This window comes from Devosia neptuniae, from assembly GCF_025452235.1.
Taxonomy (GTDB): Bacteria; Pseudomonadota; Alphaproteobacteria; order Rhizobiales; family Devosiaceae; genus Devosia.
In genome coordinates this window covers 3,081,626-3,097,100 of sequence record NZ_CP104965.1, presented here as the reverse complement: position 1 = coordinate 3,097,100, position 15,475 = coordinate 3,081,626, and the positions used below count along the sequence as shown (strand labels likewise).

General features: G+C 63.9%; 15 protein-coding genes. 4 read left to right on the top strand and 11 right to left on the bottom strand.

The window, feature by feature from the left end; translation table 11 throughout:
- Positions 1-101: 101 nt before the first annotated feature.
- Positions 102-1,046, top strand: coding sequence for a tagatose kinase (locus N8A98_RS17985; RefSeq protein ID WP_262167350.1), 945 nt, complete (start codon positions 102-104; stop codon positions 1,044-1,046).
- Complete coding sequence (locus N8A98_RS17980; protein WP_262167348.1) at positions 1,043-2,323, top strand: D-tagatose-bisphosphate aldolase, class II, non-catalytic subunit; 1,281 nt, start codon at positions 1,043-1,045, stop codon at positions 2,321-2,323. The genes N8A98_RS17985 and N8A98_RS17980 overlap by 4 nt, the downstream gene beginning before the upstream one ends.
- On the opposite strand, the gene N8A98_RS17975 is transcribed toward N8A98_RS17980, so the two are convergent.
- The 8 genes from N8A98_RS17975 to N8A98_RS17940 all read right to left on the bottom strand — a co-directional run bounded on the left by N8A98_RS17975 (position 2,324) and on the right by N8A98_RS17940 (position 9,854).
- Positions 2,324-3,094 carry an SDR family NAD(P)-dependent oxidoreductase gene (locus N8A98_RS17975; protein WP_262167347.1) on the bottom strand — a complete coding sequence of 257 codons (771 nt, stop codon included), beginning with the start codon at positions 3,092-3,094 and terminating at the stop codon, positions 2,324-2,326.
- On the bottom strand, positions 3,087-4,730 hold the full coding sequence (locus N8A98_RS17970) for a GMC family oxidoreductase (RefSeq protein WP_262167345.1): 1,644 nt from the start codon (positions 4,728-4,730) through the stop codon (positions 3,087-3,089). Before N8A98_RS17970 ends, N8A98_RS17975 begins: the two co-directional genes overlap by 8 nt.
- Positions 4,730-5,458, bottom strand: coding sequence for an SDR family oxidoreductase (locus N8A98_RS17965; RefSeq protein WP_262167344.1), 729 nt, complete (start codon positions 5,456-5,458; stop codon positions 4,730-4,732). Before N8A98_RS17965 ends, N8A98_RS17970 begins: the two co-directional genes overlap by 1 nt.
- A gap of 120 nt (positions 5,459-5,578) precedes the next feature.
- Entirely contained in the window at positions 5,579-6,466 is an 888-nt protein-coding gene (locus tag N8A98_RS17960; RefSeq protein ID WP_262167342.1) for an ROK family protein, read from the bottom strand.
- A gap of 2 nt (positions 6,467-6,468) precedes the next feature.
- Positions 6,469-7,158: a ribulose-phosphate 3-epimerase gene (locus N8A98_RS17955; RefSeq protein WP_262167341.1), complete on the bottom strand. Its 690-nt coding sequence runs from the start codon at positions 7,156-7,158 to the stop codon at positions 6,469-6,471.
- Between the two features lies 1 nt (position 7,159).
- Complete coding sequence (locus N8A98_RS17950; RefSeq protein WP_262167339.1) at positions 7,160-7,960, bottom strand: alpha/beta fold hydrolase; 801 nt, start codon at positions 7,958-7,960, stop codon at positions 7,160-7,162.
- Positions 7,957-8,778: a sugar phosphate isomerase/epimerase family protein gene (locus N8A98_RS17945; RefSeq protein ID WP_262167338.1), complete on the bottom strand. Its 822-nt coding sequence runs from the start codon at positions 8,776-8,778 to the stop codon at positions 7,957-7,959. The genes N8A98_RS17950 and N8A98_RS17945 overlap by 4 nt, the downstream gene beginning before the upstream one ends.
- Positions 8,778-9,854, bottom strand: a complete 1,077-nt coding sequence (locus tag N8A98_RS17940; RefSeq protein ID WP_262167336.1) for a Gfo/Idh/MocA family protein — start codon at positions 9,852-9,854, stop codon at positions 8,778-8,780. Before N8A98_RS17940 ends, N8A98_RS17945 begins: the two co-directional genes overlap by 1 nt.
- 151 nt (positions 9,855-10,005) lie before the next feature.
- Here N8A98_RS17940 and N8A98_RS17935 point away from each other — a divergent pair, with 151 nt between their 5' ends.
- Positions 10,006-11,184: an ROK family transcriptional regulator gene (locus N8A98_RS17935; protein ID WP_262167335.1), complete on the top strand. Its 1,179-nt coding sequence runs from the start codon at positions 10,006-10,008 to the stop codon at positions 11,182-11,184.
- A 131-nt stretch (positions 11,185-11,315) separates the two neighbouring features.
- Positions 11,316-12,335: a LacI family DNA-binding transcriptional regulator gene (locus N8A98_RS17930; RefSeq protein ID WP_262172058.1), complete on the top strand. Its 1,020-nt coding sequence runs from the start codon at positions 11,316-11,318 to the stop codon at positions 12,333-12,335.
- Positions 12,336-12,343: 8 nt separating this feature from the next.
- Here the strand turns inward: N8A98_RS17930 and N8A98_RS17925 are convergent, their stop codons facing one another.
- The 3 genes from N8A98_RS17925 to N8A98_RS17915 all read right to left on the bottom strand — a co-directional run bounded on the left by N8A98_RS17925 (position 12,344) and on the right by N8A98_RS17915 (position 15,240).
- Entirely contained in the window at positions 12,344-13,093 is a 750-nt protein-coding gene (locus tag N8A98_RS17925) for an ATP-binding cassette domain-containing protein (protein ID WP_113121999.1), read from the bottom strand.
- Positions 13,086-14,150, bottom strand: coding sequence for an ABC transporter permease subunit (locus N8A98_RS17920; RefSeq protein ID WP_262167333.1), 1,065 nt, complete (start codon positions 14,148-14,150; stop codon positions 13,086-13,088). The genes N8A98_RS17925 and N8A98_RS17920 overlap by 8 nt, the downstream gene beginning before the upstream one ends.
- Positions 14,151-14,247: 97 nt before the next feature.
- Positions 14,248-15,240, bottom strand: a complete 993-nt coding sequence (locus tag N8A98_RS17915; protein ID WP_262167331.1) for an ABC transporter substrate-binding protein — start codon at positions 15,238-15,240, stop codon at positions 14,248-14,250.
- Between the last annotated feature and the right edge of the window lie 235 nt (positions 15,241-15,475).

Below are 15,475 nucleotides of genomic sequence, written 5' to 3'. Positions count from 1 at the left end.
AACATTATTGTCTTTGGCTTTCGCCAAAAGAGGAGAACAAGGTATCGTCCGGCGTGGCCGGAGCTTGCAAGCGGCCCTTCGTTTGAAAGGCCGCTAAGACCGTGATCAAAGTCGTTACCATTGGCGAAATCGTCGTCGAGATCATGGCCGTCGCGCCGGGCAAGGGTTTTCGCGAACCCATCGAGTTGGTTGGTCCCTATCCCTCGGGAGCTCCAGCCATCTTTATCGACCAGCTTGCCAAACAGGGGCAGCCCTGCGCCATGGTCAGTTGCGTAGGCAATGACGATTTCGGCTGGCTCAATATCGAGCGGCTGCGGCAGGACGGTGTCGATGTCTCGGCTATTCGTGTGCACGAAGACGCGGTGACCGGCAGCGCTTTCGTACGCTATCGCACGGATGGGCAGCGCGATTTCGTGTTCAACATCAAGCACAGTGCCAATGGACAGATCGGGCTGACGGAGGCGGCAAAGGCCGTCATCGCCTCGGCTGGACATTTGCATGTCATGGGGTCCTCGCTGGTATCAGCGGGGATCATCGAGGCGGTTTTGTTCGCACTTGAGCAGATCAAGGCGCGCGGCGGCACGGTGTCGTTTGACCCCAATATCCGCAAGGAAATGCTGGGCTTTGTGGGGTTGCGGGAGGCGCTGGACAAGGTGCTGGCGCAGACGGATTTGTTCATGCCGAGCGGGTCGGAAGTGCTGCTCTTTTCTCAAGAAAGCAGCGAAGAGACGGCTGTCTGGGATATTCTGGCGCGCGGCGTTCGCGCCATCGTGCTCAAGCAGGGCGCCGCGGGGGCACGTTATCTGGATGGCAAGGACGATCTGTTCGTTCCAGCCTTCGCGGTCGAGGAGATCGACCCTACCGGTGCCGGTGACGCCTTTGGCGCAACCTTCCTTGCCGGCTGGCTGGGCGGTCTGGATGCGGAAACGAACCTGCGCCGCGCCAATGGCGCCGGCGCACTGGCCGTGGGCCGCAAGGGGCCGATGGAAGGGACGTCCACCCGAGCCGAACTCGATGCGTTTGTCAGCCAGCAGGTGGCGGCATGAGCACCGCAATACTGTTGGACCTCCCCAGGCAACATCGCGCTGGCAAGCACGTCGGCATTGTGTCGATCTGTTCGGCGCATCCTTTGGTGATCGAAAGCGCGCTGATTGCCGGGCGCGATAACCAGCATGCAGTGCTGATCGAGGCCACCTGCAATCAGGTCAACCAGGATGGCGGCTATACCGGGATGACGCCGCTGGACTTCCGACAATTTGTTGAGGGGATTGCTGCCAAGGTTGGCTTCGATCCGGGCAAGCTAATTCTGGGCGGAGACCATCTCGGGCCCAATCCCTGGAAGCATCTGCCGGCTGACGAAGCGATGGAGAAATCGCGGGTAATGATCGCCGCCTTTGCCGCCGCCGGTTTTACCAAGCTGCATCTCGACACCAGCATGGGCTGCCGGGGTGAGCCTGTCGCACTGCCGGATGAGACCACAGCCGAACGTGCGGCTTCGCTGGCGCAAGCGGCCGAGGGCGCCCTGCCCGCTGGTGGCGACAAGCCGGTCTATATCATCGGCACCGAAGTGCCGGTCCCCGGTGGCGCGCTGGAAGCGTTGGACCATTTGCAGGTGACCACGCCCAGAGCGGCGCTGGACACGATCGAGGTACACCGCAAGGCATTCGCAGCGCACAGCCTGGAGGATGCATTTGCCCGCGTGGTTGGGATCGTCGTGCAGCCGGGAGTCGAATTCGGCAATGAAGACCTCGTTGTCTATGACCCGGCCAAGGCGCAAGCGCTGAGCGCCGTGCTGCGACAGGTGCCGCAATTCGTCTTCGAAGCCCATTCGACCGACTACCAGCCTGAGACAGCCCTGGCGGGTTTGGTGGCCGACGGATTTTCGATCCTCAAGGTTGGCCCGGCACTGACCTTTGTGCTGCGTGAAGCAATCTATGGACTTGACCAAATCGCCGTTGCGCTGGATCTGCTTGCCCCAAACGAGACGGTCGCCCTAGCGATGGAAGAGCTGATGCTGCGCGAGCCGCAGCACTGGCAAAAATACTATCACGGCGATGATGCTGCCCTGCGGGTCCAGCGCCATTTCAGCTACTCGGACCGCATCCGGTATTACTGGCCGCATCCCGATGCGATTGCGGCCGTGGACCGGCTCATGACCGCACTTGGGGAGCGCGAGATTCCCATGCCGCTGATCAGCCAGTTTCTTGGCACATTGCATGCGGCGGCGGCGGCGAAAGGGCAAAAAATAGATGCCCGCTCACTGCTGCTACTCGCCGTACGGCAACAGACGGACCTCTATTCGCGCGCTGCCGGGGTACTGTAATCAGCGTACGGCAATGCCGGCGGTCAAACCACCATCGATGCGGTGGTCGGCCCCGGTGATGAAGGCGGCGCGGGACGAGGCGAGGAAGGCGACCAACTCGGCGATTTCTTCGGGCTCGCCAATGCGGCCGAGCGGATGGGCGGCGCCGAAGCGGGCGAAAGCGGCTGCAATATCAACATCCTGGCCATCGCTATGGCGGGCGGCGCGCTCGAGAATGGGCGTGCGGACCGAGCCGGGGCTGACCGAATTGACGCGGATATTGTCGCCGGCGAAATCGAGCGCCATGGCGCGGGTCAGCGCATGGATGGCACCTTTGGAGGCGGCATAGGCGGCCACGTTATTCTGGCTGGCATGGCCCTGGACGCTGGAAATGTTGACGATACTGCCACCCCCGCGCTGGCGCAAATGCGGCACGCCGAAACGGGCGGTGAGGTGGATCGAGCCGACATTGACGGCCAGGCATTGCGCGAAGGTTTGCGGGCTCGTCGTGACGCAATCGCCATAGGGATGGATGGCGGCCGAATTGACGATGATGTCGAGGCCGCCCAGGCGGGCGACGGTCTCGGCTATGGCGGCCTGAACCTGTTCGGGGACGGACACATCGGTCAGGCGCGTGGCGATGTTGGCGTGGGTGGCGAGCTCGGCATTGCCCGCTGTGTCGAGCCCCAAGGCCATGACCTGTGCCCCCTCGGCGGCGAGTTTGAGTGCTACGGCCCGGCCAATGCCGGTGGTGCCGGTGACCAGGGCGACCTTGCCGGTGAAATCAGCCATTGCTTGGTTCCTTCATGATGAGGTCGGCAGCCTTTTCGGCGATGCAATAGGTGGCGGCGACCGTGTTGCCGGAGACGATTGTGGGCATGATGGAGGCGTCGACGACGCGCAGGCCCGTGACGCCGTGGACGCGGAGGGTCGCCGGGTCGACAACGGCGTCGGGGCCTGTGCCCATGGCGCAAGTGCCCACGGGGTGGAACAGCGTGCCGACGCTGCGTCGGATGAAGGCGTCGAGGGCGCCGTCGCTTTGTTCGTCGGTGCCGGGATCGACTTCGCGGTCGAGATGCGGGGCGAAGGGGGACTGGGCGATGATGTTGCGGGCGATGCGGATGCCGGCGCGGAGCGTGTCCATGGCGCCTTCATGGCGCAGAAAATTGTAGAGGATCGAGGGCTTAGCGTGGGGATCGGCGCTGGTGAGGCTGACGCGGCCAATGCTGCCGGGGCGGAGCTGGCAGACATGCATGAGAAAGCCGTGGCCGGTGAAACCGCCGGCGTTTTGGGTATTTCCGACGGCCGTGCAGAAGAAGAGTTGGATATCGGGGCGGGACTGGCCGGGCACGGTTGAGATGAAGGCGCCGCCCTCCCCGGTGGTGGAGGCGAAGAGGCCGCGGCGGCGGAAGAGCCAGTCTAGGACGTGGAGGATATTGCGCGGGAGGGCGCGCCAGGAAATGCCATAGGGCGCGGTGGATTTGGCGCGATATTCCAGGGTGACGTCGAGATGATCCTGCAGGTTTTCGCCGACGCCGGGGAGGTGCTGGACGGGGGTCATGCCGTGGCGCTGCAATTGGCCGGTGTCGCCTATGCCCGAGAGCAGGAGCAGGTGTGGCGAGACGAAGGAGCCGGCGGAGAGGATGACTTCCCGCGCGGGGAGAGTGCCCTGCCCTGATGCGCTGTCGTAGGCGATGCCGGTGGCGCGTTTGCCGTCGAACAGGATTTTGGTGACGGTGCGTTCGCTCAGGATGTGCAGATTGGGGCGGTGGCGGATGGGATCAAGATAGGCGCCTTCGGCGGTGACGCGTTCGCCATTGCGCTGGGTGAAGGTGTAGAGGCCGGCGCCGGCTTGATTAGCACCGTTGAAATCGGGATTGAGGGGAATGCCGGCTTGGGTGGCGGCCTCAAGATAGACGCGAGCCATTGGATTGACGCTGCGCAGGGGGGCGACGGTGAGGGGGCCATTGGTGCCGTGGAAGGCGGGATCGATCTGGCTGGTGGGATCGGGTTCGAAACGTTCGAGTTTGCGGAAATAGGGCAGTAGATCGTCATAGGACCAGCCGGGATTGCCCAAGTCGCGCCAGTGGTCGAAATCCTTGCGCTGGCCGCGGATGAATATCTGGCCGTTCACATTGGTGCTGCCGCCAGAGCCTTTGCCGCGCGGCAGGGCGATCTGGCGGCCCTGCAGGCCCGGTTCGGGATCGGTGGTGAACCAGGACATGAATTTGGGGCCGCCGAGAAAGGCCAAAGCGGGGGCCATGAAGGTGACCATGGCCAGCGGCATGCGGATGATGGTTTTTCGGGCATTGCGGTCGGGGCCGGCTTCGACCAGCGCGACGCGGATATTGGGGTCGGCGGAGAGCCGATTGGCGAGCACGCAACCGGCGGCGCCGGCGCCCACGATGACGTAGTCGTAGGGCTGCATCAGATATCCTGGTTCTGCGGCAGGATGACCAGATCGCGGATGGTGACATGGGGCGGGCGGGTCAACATAAAGAGGACGGCGTCGGCGACGTCCTGCGAGCGCAGACCTTCATGGGCGGCGACCTTGGCGTCGATCTCATTGAGATCGTCATAGCCCCAGAGTTCGTTGAGCACGATTCCGGGCGCAACGGCGCCAACCCGCACATTGTCAGGCGCGACCTGGCGGCGCAGGCCATGCACGAAGGACTGGATAGCGTGTTTGGAGGCGGAATAGACCGGCTCCCACTGGATGGCCTGATGGCCGGAAATCGAGCTGGTGACGACGATATCGCCAGAGCGCCGGGCGATCATGCCGGGCAGCACGGCCCGGATCAGGCGGAAGACGCTGCTGACATTGACCTGCACCAGCTCGTCCCAGGTGTCGGCATCGCCATCGGCCACGTCGCCGGGAATGTAGAGGCCGGCATTGGCGAGCAGGATATCGACGCGGCCGAAATGGGCGAGGGTTTTGGCGGCGACGGTTTCGACGGCGGCGGCATCGGCCAGATCGGCGGGGAGGACGAGGGCGTTGGGGCCGATGAGGTTGGCGACCAGTTGCAGGCGATCTGCCGAACGGCCGACCAGGGCGACGCTGGCGCCGGCTTCGGCGACGGAGAGCGCGAGGGCCCGGCCGATGCCGGAGCTGGCGCCGGTCACCAGCACGACCTTGCCGGCGAGATTTTGGCTCATGTGGTTCTCCCTGCCCGGCGCATTGATGCGCTTCTGGGTGGGCTGACGGTAGGGGAGATTGCTTCAGCTCGTCAATATATATGTTTGCTTGCGTAAAAATTATCGTTGAGCGGCCAGCTCTCACATCACCATGGCCGCGGCGCCGACCAGACCTGCATTCTCACCCAGGCCCGCCGGGACAATCGGGACATCACGAAACGCCGGCATGGCATTGGCCTGGACGCGTCGCCGAATACCCGGGAGCAGCAGCGGAAAGCCATTGGCGATGCCGCCGCCCAGGATCACGGTTTGGGGGCTGAAGAGGTGGAGCAGGTTGGCTAGGCCGATGCCGAGCCAATCGGCCTCCTCAGTGACGAGTTGGAGGGCGAGGGAATTGCCGGACGTGGCGGCGGTGAAGGCGGATTTTGGATTGGGGAAATGGGGGGCGATGCGGCGGGCGAAGGCGGTGCCGGAGGCGTAGGCTTCCCAGCAGCCGCGATTGCCGCAGGCGCAGGGGGCGCCGTCGCGGTGTACGGTCATGTGGCCGATATGGCCGGCCATGCCCATTCTCCCGTGCAGGACTTTGCCATCGAGGATGATGCCGCCACCAATGCCGGTGCTGATGGTAATATAGACCAGGTGGGCGAGGCCCTGCCCGGCGCCGAATTTCCATTCGCCGATGGCGGCGGCGATGGCGTCGTTTTCGAGGCGGACGGGCAGGCTCAGCGCGGTCTGGATCATGCTGGCGATGGGGATATCGGACCAGCCGGCCAGGGTTGGCACGCCCAAGGCGAGGCCGCGTTCGGTGTCGATGGGGCCGGGTGAGGAGATGCCGGCGCCGGTAATACCGGTGCGGTCGGGGGCGATTTTGGCGACGAGGTCGGCGATCTGTTGGACGACGGCCTGGGGGCCGGCTTGCGCGAGGGTGGCGGTTTCCTCGCGGGCGAGGATATGGCCGGAGCTGTCGACCAGGGCCGCGCGCAGGCTGGTGCCGCCGATATCGATGCCGATGGCGCGGGCGCTGTTCATGGCTAGAGCGCGTGCAGCCAGGCCATGCGGGCGGCAAGGTCTGGGGCGCCGAAGGCCAGCGAGCCCATGACGACGGTTTCAGCGCCAGCAGCGCGCAACAGGGGGACGGTGGTGTCGCGAATGCCGCCATCGGCGGCGAGGACGATATTGCGGTTCGATTGGGTGATCAGGGCTTTAGCCTCCTGCAGGCGGGGGCCGGCTGTGGGGTCGAGCCCCTGCCCTTTTACGCCGATGGCGGTGCCGAGCAGGGTGAAGAAATTAAGGCGGTCGAGATAGGGCGCCAGGTTGGCGACGGGGGTTTCGATGCGAGCGACCATGCCACTGGCCACGTTGCGGCCGGCGAGGAGGGCGAGGGCCGCGTCGGCAACGGCGGCGTTTTCGACGTGGATGCTGATCAGGTCGGCGCCGGCATCGGCGAATTGGGTGATCTGCTCGAGCAGGACCGCGTCGGCCACCATGAGGTGGACGTGGATGGGCCGGGTTGTGGCGCTGCGCATGCGGGCGACGAGGTCGGGGAAGAACAGGAGCGCGGGGGCGAAATGGCCATCGGCTACGTCAATATGGAGCAGATCAGCATGGGGCTCGATGCGGGCCAAATCATCGGCGAGGCGGATCAGATCGGCCGACCACATGGAATATTCGGCGAGCAGCCGATGGCGTGGCAGATCGGCAAGCCAGGTGGAGCTGGGCATTTCAGATTTCCTCGGAGAAGGCGGCGAACGCGGTGTGAAGGTCGGCGAGATAGCCGGGTTTGTCGACGGATTTGGGCGTGACTTCGAGCAGTTTGGCGCCGGGAATGAGGGCGGCGAGGCGGGTGGCTATGGGCCAGGGGTGGATGGCGTCGTGGCTGGTGCCGATGACGAGAGTGGGCACGGTCAGCGCGGCCAGATCGGGTTCGGTGATGCCGGGGCCGTCGGCGGCGATGGCTTGCAGCAGGGCGGCGGTGGTGGCGACGGGTTGGCGCTCGAAGAAGCTCAGCAAGGAAGCGAGATTGTCAGGCGCGGTTTTAGCGAGATGGTCGTAAGTGGGGCTGGCGTGGAAGGTGGCGCGGGCGGCGTCTGCGGGCATTTGGGCGAGGAGCGCACCGACATCTGCATTGGGCTGCATATTGAGCGGGGCACTGGCGGTGATCCAGGCGGGGCGGATCAGGGCGAGGGCGCGCACCAGATCGGGGCGGTGGACGGCAAGGCGCGTGGCGATGGCGGCGCCCATGGAGATGCCGCCGAGGATGACGGGGCCGAGATCGAGCTCGGTGATGAGGGCGGCGATGTCAGCGGCGAAGGTGGCGATGGAGAGGTTTTCCAGCGGACCGGCTTCGGAGGCGCCGTGGGCGCGGCATTCGAGGGTTATCAGGCGCAGGCTGGCGGGGATGGCTTCCCTTGTCTGGTTGATGTCGCCGCAGAGGCCGTGTTGGAAGAGGATGGGCGTGGCGGAGCCGCCGCTGTCGTACCAGGACAGGGAGACGCCGTCGCGGACCAGGACCTGGCGCTTCATGACAGGGCTTGTCGCAGGAAGGTGGCGACGGCGGGAGCCTCACGGGCTTCGAGGCCGTGGGTGATCAGATCACCGGTGAAACCGATGGCGCGCAGGCGGGCGATATAGTGGCGATAGTCGAGGACGCCGGTGCCGGCTGTGGTGAAGGCGCCATCCACGGTGCGGTCTTTGGCGTGGCCCATGACGATGTGGTCGGCGAGGAGATCGACGGCGTGGGCGATGATGTCGCGCTGTTCCGGCAGGGTTGCGTGTTCGAACAGATTGGCCGGGTCGAGCACGATGGCGAGGGATGGGCTGGCGATGGCGTCGAGCAATTGGCGGGCGCGGACGGCTGAGTCCACGACATTGGCGAGTTCGGGTTCGATGCCGAGGCGGATACCGTAGCGCTCCGCAATGGCGGCGGCCTTTTCCATTTCGGTGAGGAGGTCGCGCCAGGCTTCGGGTGTGTCGTTGTCAGGGTGGCGGCGCCATTGGTCGTGGGGGTCGCGGGTGCCGGTGCAGAGGGTGAGCAGGCTTGTGCCCATATCGGCGCTGGCGGCGGCGAGGATTTCGAGGCGGGCTAGGCCCGCGGCGCGGATGGCGGGATCGGGGTGGATCATATTGTATGTGCCGGAAACGGCGGCTATGGCGAGGCCGGTTTGCTCGGAGGCGTGGTGGACGGCCTGGGCCTGGGCTGGGGTGATGGCGTCAGGCATGGAGGGAAGGCCTGAGCAGGCCATGTTGTATTGCACGGAGGCGAAGCCGGCGGCTTTGGCTTGGGCGAGGACCGTCATGGGATCGGCGCCGGGAAAGGTTTTGGCGAAGATGCCCAGGCGCATCAGAGGGCTCCCGCGACGTCGGCGAGGCGGGCGGGCTGGCCGGACTTGACCGAGTGGGTGATGGCGACCATGGCGCGGACCGAGGCGATGCCGTCTTCGATATCGGCGCCGGTCTGGGGGGCGCCGGTCAGGATGGTATCAGCAAAGGCTTCGAGCTGGCGGCGATAGAAATGGCCATCGGCGCCGAGGACGCGGGAGCTGGCGCCTTTGGCTTCGTCGAAAATGTCAACCTCGCTGGTTTTGTAATACCAGGGATTATAGGTCTTGCCGAGAATGGAGCCGTTTTCGCCATAGATCTGGAAGCCCTCGTGCCAGTCCATGCGGACGGCGACGGTGAGATCGAGATGGCCCAGCGTGCCATTGGCGAATTCGACATCGATGAACCAGCAGCGCATGCCGGCGCGGTTGGAGAGGCGCGCCTGGACGGCGGTGATCTCGCCGGCGAAATAGCGGGCGGTATCGACCAGATGGCTGCCATGGGCGAGCATGTAATAGCGGTCGAGATCGGCTTTGGGGTTTTCGGCGGGTTTGCGGGCGGCGGCGCTGGCGATGATCAGGGGCTGGACGGCGTCGGTCATGGGGTAGCGGTGGGTGCTGTCGCAATACCAGGCCTTGAGGGCAACGAGCTGGCCCATGCCATTGTCGATGAAGGATTTAGCGGCCTGCAGGCCCGCGTCGAAGCGCTTCATGTGGCCGACCTGGAGGCGTTTGCCTGAGGTGGCCACGGCGGCGCGCAGGCTTTCGGCTTCCTCGATGGAGGTGGCGAGGGGCTTTTCGCAGAGCACATGCTTGCCGGCTTCGAGGGCGCGCAGGGCGGCGGGGACGTGGAAAGCGTCGGAGGTAGCGATGATCACGGCTTCTAGGTCCGGATCGGCCAGCATGGTATCGTAATCGGCAAAGCTTTTTTGCGGGGCGTGGGTGGCGGCCATGCGGTTGCGCAAATCATCGGCCACGTCGCAGATGGCGTAGAGATCGGCGTTTGCCGCCTTGGTGCAGCTTTCGAAATGGGCGGCCTGGGCGATGGCGCCGCAGCCCAGCACGCCGACACGCAGCAGCCGCTCCTGCTTTTTGGGCATTTCGATGTGCTCCCGCCGCTGGTCGAATACGCCATTGCCGGGCGGTTCGATAATTTGTTAACTTAAGAAACATAATAGCGGCAGAGTTGTGCTGTCAACATGGCGCCGCTAGAGCTTGGTGAGTTTTTACGCCGTCACGGAAACCGGAAACATGGCCAATCAGTCGCTGGTGCGGCACATCAATGAGCGGCGGCTGCTGGGGATTTTGCGGGTCAGCGGGCCGGTGTCGCGGGCGGAGCTGGCGCGGCGGCTATCCCTCACGCGGGCCTCTATTACCGGGATGATCGATGACCTTTTGGCGCGCGGCATGGTCAGCGAGAGAGCGCGCGAGGACAGTCCCGAGCGGCGCGATGTAGGACGGCCGGGGATCGATATCGCGCTGGAGCCCAAGGGGGCGTATTTTTTTGGCGTGGAGATCGGGGTGGGCGTGCTGCGCTTTGCCCTGCTCGATCTGGCGGCGGGCGTGGCCGAGACGGACGAAATGCCGTTTGACCGGGGGCTGGCGCCGGAACAGGTGGTGGGGCTGGTGGCGGACAAGCTGGCGAGCCTGGTGCTCTATCGCGACAGCATCCGGGCGATGGGGATGACCGTGCCGGGGCTGGTGCGGCGGGATGGTCATGTGATCAACCTGCCGATTCTGGGGTGGAAGGATGTCGAGCTCGGGGCGCTGATTGCGGCGCGGATCGATTTGCCTTGCCATGTCGAGAACAATGCCAATGCGGCCGCGTTCGGGCATATTTATTCGGACCCGCGGCCGCATCATGGGGTGGTGGTTTATCTCAAGATCGGGACCGGTTGCGGCGGCGCGGTGATCATTGATGACAAGCTGCTGCGTGGGGGCAATGGGCTGGGGACGGAGTTCGGGCATTTGCGGATTGCGGCGGATGGGCCGCTGTGTAGCTGCGGGCAGCGCGGGTGCATGGAGACTTTTGTGAACCTGAAGGCGCTGCAGCGCTATGCGACCAATAGGGATGTCGATGAGGCGGCGACCGATCCGCAATTGCCGGCGCAGGTGGCGGCGGGACTGGCCAAGGGTGACCCGGATGCCGAGCGGGCGGTGACCACGCTGGCGGGGCATTTGACCGAGGGGCTGGTGGATATCACCAATATTTTTGACCCCGATGAGGTGGTGCTGGGCGGGGCTATGCTGCCGGTGCTGGATGCGGTGGTGGAGCGGGTGGCGGGGCCACTGAGGCGACGCATGGTGCCGGGGATGAGCCTGCCGCTGCTGACGGTGTCGCGGATTGGGGCGTTTGAATGTGCGATCGGGGCGGCCGCCTTGGCGCATCATGAGGAGTTTGATCTTTCCAACCTCGATCTGCGGACCTAACCCAAATCTTTCCTGTAAAAATTGTGCTTTTCCGCGCGTCAAACAATATTTGACATGGCCGGTTGCTGGTGGCAGCAAGGGACGGGTGGTGCAAGGGAAAGACTGAGATGACGCGCAAGGCAATCCGGACGATGGAAGAGTTTGCCAAGGCGGTTGGGTTGTCGCGGCCGACGGTTTCAAAATATTTTCAGGATCCCGGCTCGGTGCGCGTCAAGGTGCGCGAGAAGATCGATGCGGGGCTGGCCGAGACCGGGTTCCGGCCCAATCTGTTTGCGGTCAATCTCAACCGGCGGCGATCCAAGATTATCGGGCTGGTATTTCCCAGCTCGCTCGACCCGTTTTACATGGGGTTGCGGCGACGCATCGAGGCGGAGGCGACGGCCGCTGGGTATTTGCCATTCGTGTTCAGCTCAGACGGCCGCGGAGAACTGGAGGCCGAGGCGATCGAGACGCTGACGTCGCTGAATGTGGCCGGAGTGATCATGGCGCCCGTGGGCGGGCACGGCGCACACCACGACAAGGTGCGGGCGCTGGCGCGCAATATTCCCATCGTGTTTATCGACGCGCCATTTGACGCCGAGGAAGCGTTTGTCGGCACCAATAATGCGCAGAGCATTGCGCTGATTACCGACTATTTGACGCGCTCGGGCGACCGGCCGGCCTATTTCGATATGCCCGTGGTGAACAGCAATACGCAGGAACGACGCGCCAGCTATATCGCCACGATGCAGCGGCGGGGGCTGGAGCCGCTGCTGATCCCGGTGGAGCGCTCGGAGACCTGGGAATTTGAGCGCTACGCGTTCGAGCAGACCAACAAGGTGCTGGCAGCGGGCGGGTTTCCCAGCAAGACGGTGCTGTGCGGCAATGACCGGGTGGCGTTTGGAGTGTTGGCGGCGGTGAACCAGGCTGGACTCAAGGTCGGGATCGGCCCGGATTGTGATTTGCGGGTGGCGGGGCATGACGATCAGCCGCTGAGCGAATATATCTGGCCGCCGCTGACCACCGTGTCGCAGAACACCACGGAGATGGGGCGGCTGGCGATTATGCTGCTGCTGTCAAAGCTCGATAGTTCGCGGGTGTTTGATGATCCGCGCATGCAGGGGCAGCATATTTTGCTGAATGCGGAATTGGTGTTGCGGGCTTCGGCTTAGATGGGGGGTTAGCCCCCCACCATCAGCTTGACCACCTCGTCGTGGGTTGTTTCCGAGATTTTGCGCTCGCCCGCCTGCACCCCGCGCCGCAGCACGACGATGCGGTCCGACACCGCAAAAATGTCCTGCAGATTGTGCGAGATGAAGATTACCCCCCTGCCCTGGGCTTTGAGCTGGTGGATGAGCGAGATGACCTTGCGCTGTTCGGGGACACCGAGGGCGGCGGTGGGTTCGTCCATGATGAGGATTTGGGCGTCCCAATAGACGGCGCGGCCGATGGCGACGGCTTGGCGTTGGCCACCGGAGAAGTTGCTGACCGGGGCTTCCATGCGGTTCACATGGAAATCGAGCAGGGCCATGGTGGATTTGGCAGCGTTGGCCATTTTCTTGCGATCAAGCACGGGCAGGAAGCCGAAGGCTTTGCGCATGGGTTCGCGGCCGAGAAAGATATTGGCGCCGATGGAGAGGTTATCGGCCAGGGCCAGGTCCTGGTAGATGGTCTCTATGCCCTTGTCGCGCGCCTCTTGCGGGGTGGCGAAGCTGACGGGTTCGCCGCGCAGGCGGATTTCGCCCGAGGATGGTTTATAGACGCCGGATATGGCCTTGATCAGCGTGGTTTTGCCCGCGCCATTGTCGCCGGCCAGGGCCACGACTTCGCCGGGGCGGACCACCATGGAGAAGTCCTTGAGGGCCTGCACAGCGGCGAAGTTTTTCGAGAGATTGCGAACGTCAAGCAGGGGTTCGGCTGCGTTATTCATCGATGCGCCCTCCGGTGAAGCGGCGTTGCGCCTGGTCGATCAGGACCGAGATGATGATGACGACGCCGACACTGATGAACTGCCAGAACGGCTCGACATTGACGAAAACCAGACCGTATTGAATGACCGCGATGACCAGCGCGCCGGCCACGGTGCCAAAGATGGTGCCCGAGCCACCGAAGAGGCTCGCGCCGCCAATGACCACGGCGGCCACGCAATCGAGCAGCAGGGGCTCGCCGGCCTGAGCGGCGCCGGCACTGAAGCGGGCGGAATAGACGACGCCGGCCAGGCCCGCGCACATGGCGGACAGAATGTAGAGCCGCAGCAAATGCCATTTGATGTCGATGCCGGCGCGGCGGGCGGCCTGGGCATTGGCGCCGATGGCGTAATTGTGCTGGCCGAAACGGGTCTGGCTCAGCACGTAATGCATGGCGACCACGAAGATTGCCGTGATGATGACGATATAGGGCACATTGAGGAACTTGCCGTTGCCGATGGCGGCGAAGAATTCGTTGCGCACGGGAACAGTGGTGCCGCCAGCCAGCAGGAACGCGACGCCGCGTGCCACACCGAACATGCCCAAGGTACCGATAAAGGGCGGTACGCGGAGGCGGGACACGAGCAGGCCATTGACCACGCCGGGCAGGCCCGCGACGAGGACGGCGACCAGCGCGCCAAACAATACGGCAAGCGGGAAGCCCATGCCGGGCGTGGCCCAGTTGATGACATGGGCGGCGACGACCGCGGCTAGGCCCATGATGAAGCCCAGCGATAGATCGATGCCGCCCGAGATGATGACGAAAGTCTGCCCGGTGGCGAGCAGCAGCGGGGCGACCGCGAAAATGGCGATGGACTGGATGTTGAACGGATTGAGAATGAAGGTGCCGCCGAAGCTGAGGCGGGCCCAGATTTCAAAGCCGATGATCAGCGCGGCGAGGAAGAGCCAGGCGCGCAGATTGGCGATGCGCTGCATCCAATTGAGCGCGCGTTCAGCGTGATCGGCTTGCGGGGCTATATGAGTGGAAGCAGGCTGAGCCTGCGGAACTGAAGCGGTCATGGTGTCACCTGATCCGGCGTCGACGCAGGTTGCCCCGCGAACTGTGCGTTATGGCAAGGCGGCCCGCGGCATTGCCGCAGGCCGTCCCGGTGAGGCGTTACTCGTTGTAAAGGTACTTGGAGATTTCAGGATCGGCGATATTGGCCTTGTCCATGATGGTAAAGCCGGTGCCGATCGAAACCGGGATCGACTGGCCGGTCAGGTGGGCAAAGGCCGAGACCACGCCGTAATATCCGATTTCGGCAGGGTGCTGGGCGATGGCCACGTCGACGAGGCCGGAATTGATATTGTCGACAATGCTGACGGGAGCATCAAACGCCACCACCTTGATGGTGCCACTCTGGCCGGCCTGCTGGACGCCATTGGCAGAGCCGAGGGCGGAGAACAGATTGGCCCCGAACACGCCCTTGAGATCGGCATTACGGGCGAAAACGGCCTGCAATTGGCTGGCCGCGTTATTGGCATCGTTCTTGTTGAACTGGGTTTCGAGCACTTCCACTTTGGGGAAGTTCTCGGTCATTTCCAGCTTGAAGCCTTCCTCGCGCTGATCGGTGGTGGAAATGCCAGGATTGACGTTGGAAACGAAGACCTTGCCTTCCCCACCAATGGCATTGGCGAGGGCACGGGCGGCGATGCGGCCGCCGAGCACGTTGTCAGACGCGATATAGGCGAGCGGGAAATCCGCGTCGCCTGCCCCAGTCTGGTAGGAGCCCGTGCCGATAAACGTATCGACCGTGATGACCGGAATGCCGGCTTCATTGGCCTTGCGCAGCGGCTCGATCAGCTGGGTCGTGTCGGTGGGGGCGATCAGGATGGCATCGGGTGCGCGGGCGATGATGGCATCGAGCACCGGCACCTGGGTGACGGGGTTGAAATCGGGCGCGCCCTGAAACACCAGCTCTACGCCAAGAGCATCGGCGGCCGCCTGGGCCCCTTTACGCATGGTGATATAGAAGCCGTCAGTGGTCAGGCCCGGGATCAGCGCGATGGTGAATTTCTTCTCCTGCGCAAAAGACGGACCGGCAGCGAGACCGATCGTGGTGACCAGCGCGGCAGCGGCTACGGCCTTGAGAATAGAACGGCGCTCCATGGTTTTCCTCCCTCATTGAGCTGTTCGTTGACAGTCATTCGGCTGGCCAAACAGATTTGTTTGTCCAGTTAACATATCTCATCCCGACGCATCGAAACCGTCAAGTGAAATTTTCTTCTGCAATTTACTTCACACAAAACAGCCGTCAAGACCTGTCGCATTTTGCGATCCCGGGCATGCGGATGATCGGTAAAGGGTCTGTCCTCCGCGGCTCCGATTGTTCCGGATGCCGCGC

Bases quoted from the DNA above. Each gene is read 5' to 3' on its own strand.
- N8A98_RS17980 (WP_262167348.1), top strand. From the start codon at position 1,043: ATGAGCACCGCAATACTGTTGGACCTCCCCAGGCAACATCGCGCTGGC.
- N8A98_RS17975 (WP_262167347.1), bottom strand. From the start codon at position 3,094: ATGGCTGATTTCACCGGCAAGGTCGCCCTGGTCACCGGCACCACCGGC.
- N8A98_RS17970 (WP_262167345.1), bottom strand. From the start codon at position 4,730: ATGCAGCCCTACGACTACGTCATCGTGGGCGCCGGCGCCGCCGGTTGC.
- N8A98_RS17965 (WP_262167344.1), bottom strand. From the start codon at position 5,458: ATGAGCCAAAATCTCGCCGGCAAGGTCGTGCTGGTGACCGGCGCCAGC.
- N8A98_RS17960 (WP_262167342.1), bottom strand. From the start codon at position 6,466: ATGAACAGCGCCCGCGCCATCGGCATCGATATCGGCGGCACCAGCCTG.
- N8A98_RS17955 (WP_262167341.1), bottom strand. From the start codon at position 7,158: ATGCCCAGCTCCACCTGGCTTGCCGATCTGCCACGCCATCGGCTGCTC.
- N8A98_RS17950 (WP_262167339.1), bottom strand. From the start codon at position 7,960: ATGAAGCGCCAGGTCCTGGTCCGCGACGGCGTCTCCCTGTCCTGGTAC.
- N8A98_RS17945 (WP_262167338.1), bottom strand. From the start codon at position 8,778: ATGCGCCTGGGCATCTTCGCCAAAACCTTTCCCGGCGCCGATCCCATG.
- N8A98_RS17940 (WP_262167336.1), bottom strand. From the start codon at position 9,854: ATGCCCAAAAAGCAGGAGCGGCTGCTGCGTGTCGGCGTGCTGGGCTGC.
- N8A98_RS17935 (WP_262167335.1), top strand. From the start codon at position 10,006: ATGGCCAATCAGTCGCTGGTGCGGCACATCAATGAGCGGCGGCTGCTG.
- N8A98_RS17930 (WP_262172058.1), top strand. From the start codon at position 11,316: ATGGAAGAGTTTGCCAAGGCGGTTGGGTTGTCGCGGCCGACGGTTTCA.
- N8A98_RS17925 (WP_113121999.1), bottom strand. From the start codon at position 13,093: ATGAATAACGCAGCCGAACCCCTGCTTGACGTTCGCAATCTCTCGAAA.
- N8A98_RS17920 (WP_262167333.1), bottom strand. From the start codon at position 14,150: ATGACCGCTTCAGTTCCGCAGGCTCAGCCTGCTTCCACTCATATAGCC.
- N8A98_RS17915 (WP_262167331.1), bottom strand. From the start codon at position 15,240: ATGGAGCGCCGTTCTATTCTCAAGGCCGTAGCCGCTGCCGCGCTGGTC.